Annotated in this window: 1 protein-coding gene; it reads right to left on the bottom strand. The window is 51.0% G+C overall.

Annotation, left to right across the window (positions count from 1 at the left end):
• Nucleotides 1-88 precede the first annotated feature (88 nt).
• Entirely contained in the window at nucleotides 89-1,435 is a 1,347-nt protein-coding gene (locus RTW80_RS24915; RefSeq protein ID WP_000483767.1) for an IS4-like element IS4 family transposase, read from the bottom strand.
• Nucleotides 1,436-1,646: the final 211 nt, after the last annotated feature.

Genomic DNA, 1,646 nt, shown 5'->3' with positions numbered 1-1,646 from the left:
AAAAGCTCAGTATTCTCGTTGGCAACCAGATAATTTAACAGTTGATGCTGAAACGAAATAGGCATCTTGGTTCTGTAATGCCAGTCAGTTAAGCAACTGACTGGCTCTTTTTCGGGGCTGTGGGGTATTTCCAGGGCCTCTCCTTTACCACTCTCGGGAAGGCCCTTTCCCTTCTTGTCGGTAATTTCACAAGTTGTCCCATACTTGCAAGATCGCGCATCAGCTCCGGTATACGTCCCGGTGAAGCGCCCTGCAATGTCATCAGCATTCTCATCACCATTCCGCATGATTCTGAGAAACTCAGTTGATTCGGCCAGTAACCTTTCAGATGTTCCGCCATTTTAATCATCTGATATCTCACCAGATTATAAGCCAGTAAGACACCCCACAGCTCTTGCTCCACAAGCTCCGGCTTTTTACTTCTCAGCGTCAGCCTGCTCCGTTGCATCGTCTGTTTTATCTCCCTGTATCCCAGTTCGATTTCCCAGCGATGACTGTACAGATCCCCCATTTCTCCTCCGGGGAAGCGCATGGCGTCCGTCATCGACGTCAGCAGATGGCAGACTTTTCCTTTGCGCGTCACGGTCAGCAGGCGGGCAGTCACTTCATTTCCCAGTCCCGGCCACTTTTTTCGTGCCTGCGGGCTGGTTTTCAGCTTCACCAGATGATCGCCTTTACCCAGTTTTCTGATCTCTTCATATTGCGCTCCCTTTCTGAGAGGTATCATCCAGTGGCGGTGTTCTCCCGCCAGGCTCCAGGCATTTAACAGTCCCAGTGAGTAATAACCTTTATCCATTAACGTCAGAGTGTTATCGCCGGTTTGTTCTATAAGTTGCTCAGCAAGCTCATTTTCGCTGTTCTTCATCGTGCCGAAGGCTGCAGCCGTCAGCAGATGGCTGGTCAGTTCCATCTGGCAGACCATTTTGACCTGCGGGTAGAGCGCCGGGTTCCCGGCATGTGTCTGGCGGGGGAAGGCTGCATCGTTCTCTGGTGTATCCGGTGTGCGCCAGAACACACCATCGATGGCCAGCAGGGTCAGGCCGCACCAGTGCGGATGCGGCGTGGCGTTATGCCAGAGCTGCGCTGTTTTCGTGAACACGCGGCGGACAGCCTCACTTCCCAGGCGCTGGCGGGCCTGAATAACGGCACTGGGGGCAACGAAGGGGCGATTGCCCGGCAGCATGATGTCCAGGCGATTCACAATCTGGTGAAGAGGTTCTTTACGCTCAAGCGCCATGCCAACAATACACCAGACCATCATTTCGAGGGGAAGACGGCGCTTGCGTAGCGTTACAGTACCTGATTCGGCAAGGCAACGAGAGATGAGTTCGGGGTCGAGGTAATCCCCCAGAGAAGTCAGTGGGTTACGCAGAGAATCGTAACGGGATACCAGATCAAGAGCCTGTCCAATGTGCATAAAAAAATCCGGAAACAAGTGAGCGTTTCCGGATTCTTACACAGCCACTGGATCGGTCAACTGATCCTTAACTGATCGGCATTAATCTTGGTTCTGGTGTTTGTAACAAACTATCAGCTACAAAAATATGCTCAATTTGTGACATCAGTAACAAAACGCGTTTTGTTATGTGGATTGCTTGTTTTTTGATCTGGTATAACAGGTATAAAGGTATACAGAAAAGCAAAGA

This window comes from Escherichia sp. AM3 (assembly GCF_032029835.1).
GTDB classification, from domain to species: domain Bacteria; phylum Pseudomonadota; class Gammaproteobacteria; order Enterobacterales; family Enterobacteriaceae; genus Escherichia; species Escherichia coli.
Note: the sequence above shows the minus strand (reverse complement) of the source record. Positions and strands in the feature narration are given on the sequence as shown.